Consider the following 1863-nt stretch of genomic DNA (forward strand, 5'->3'; position numbering starts at 1 on the left):
CGAATCGGTTTCCCGATACGGTTTTTCTTACACCTTCACGCTGCCGACCATTTCGCAGGAGGAATGGCACAATACCGTTGATGACGTCGGGGTGCTTGCCTTTATCCAAGGCATTCCGATGGGCGGCAAGTTTTACAACAATTACGCCCTCGGCGGAAGCCGCGTGCTCAAGAAGCCGGAGATTGTCGGGGCCAGGAAAGGAAGCATGAAGGTGTATTACCGCAGCACATGCGGCTTTGCTTATCCGGTGGAAGAGACGTTTTCCAGCGAACAAGCGGCCGCGCAAAAAGGCTATATGCCGCTGGACTGTCCGGTCTCGCCATCTTAACGAGACGGCGGCGATTTCGGAAAGTGGACACGCCGTCAGATCGGCTCTATGATGAACCTGACAGCCGAAATCTTCCAAACTTGTCATGACCCCTATTAGAGAGGAGCAAATGGCGTGAGAAAATGGGTAATTGCAGGACTTGTCGCCGCGATGATTTGCAGCTTGTTCACCGTAACGGCAAGCGCGGCGAGCAACCCTCCGTCCTTTGTCAGCGTCGTCATGGACGGACAAAAAATCTGGTTTCCCGATGCACAGGCTTTCGTGGATGAAAATGGCCGGACGCTCGTGCCGGTTCGATTCATCGCGGAAAAGATGGGCGCGAACGTAGGCTGGGAGCCCCAAACCATGACCGTACCGATTGAACGGGACGACCTGCATATCGTGCTTACGATCGGCGATAGCAAGGCGCTCGTCAACGGCAAAGAAGTGGCCTTCGATTCGAAGGCGATTACCAGCGGCGGCCGGACGTTTGTCCCGCTGCGTTTTGTCAGCGAAGCGCTAGGGGCGGAAGTGAATTGGAATAGCCCGACATCGACCGTCTTCATTTCCACACAAGAAGACGCCAATGCGAAGTACGATGAATGGGGCCGCCTGATTCGCACAACCAACCTGCCCAAGAATGCGCAAGATTATCCTTATATACTTGCCGATGTGCCGAATGAAGCCTATGAGATGGCCTATCCCTACTCGCATCCTACGGACAGCAAGGTTTCTTCGGTGCTCTATTCGACCATACCGGAATTCAATAAGAAGAACGTGGACATTTGGATGAGCCGACTGAAAACGTTTGGTGCACTGTGGCTGAACGTGGATTACAAAACGATTGACGATACGTGGGCGCAGGCGGTATTTGCCACGAAAGTGCAAAGCTCCAATGCGGAATTGAAATATATCCGGCGGTATGCGGAGTGGGTGAAAGAAAACAAGATTCAGATCGAAGGATACCTTGATCCCGAGCCTTCCATGATCTACCGGAATGGATTTGGCGATAATTATGTTCGTGCCAAATTCAGAATTAAATTTGTTTCGTTTAAGGAAAACAAAGACTTAATTTACGATGAAAGGTTCCCCAATCAACAAACTTTTGAAAAAGGAGTTTGGTACGAAGGCTACACCGACATCTCGATGTCTACGAATGTGGGAGGCAACTGGGGACCCACGCTAAAAGTAAGTCCGAGTGCAAGTTTATTCTACAACCATACGATGAAAAGGATGGAGTAGAGATATGAACAAATTGCATAAACGATTCTTGAGCATGCTGCTGGCATGCTTATTTTTGTTTTTCTCCATTCCAACCTCTGTTTTCGCGGGACCTCCCGATGTCAGAACTGAAAATGGCACCATCAAATTTAAGATCACCAGTACGGCTGCAACATCGTCCATTAAATACAGAACCGTGGGTTGGACGGTGCGCCGTGACCAATTATGTACGAATTCGACGCCCAAGCAGTGCGGCGATCCGAGAAGCGGCCAACACGCTTCTTTTTTGGACCAGCAAGTACGGCAAGTAGGACAGGAACCGAATCCGCCCATCC

Annotated in this window: 2 protein-coding genes and 1 pseudogene; all 3 read left to right on the forward strand. The window is 50.7% G+C overall.

The annotated features are described in order from the left end of the window. Positions 1-328, forward strand: a pseudogene (locus tag SD70_RS37355) (hypothetical protein); the annotation flags it as partial. Between the two features lie 114 nt (positions 329-442). After that, complete coding sequence (locus SD70_RS32465; RefSeq protein ID WP_052488136.1) at positions 443-1549, forward strand: copper amine oxidase N-terminal domain-containing protein; 1107 nt, start codon at positions 443-445, stop codon at positions 1547-1549. 4 nt (positions 1550-1553) lie between these two features. Beyond that, on the forward strand, positions 1554-1863 hold a 310-nt coding region (locus SD70_RS39045), incomplete at its 3' end, for a hypothetical protein (protein ID WP_231571731.1).

Source organism: Gordoniibacillus kamchatkensis (assembly GCF_000829455.1).
Lineage (GTDB): Bacteria > Bacillota > Bacilli > Paenibacillales > NBRC-103111 > Gordoniibacillus > Gordoniibacillus kamchatkensis.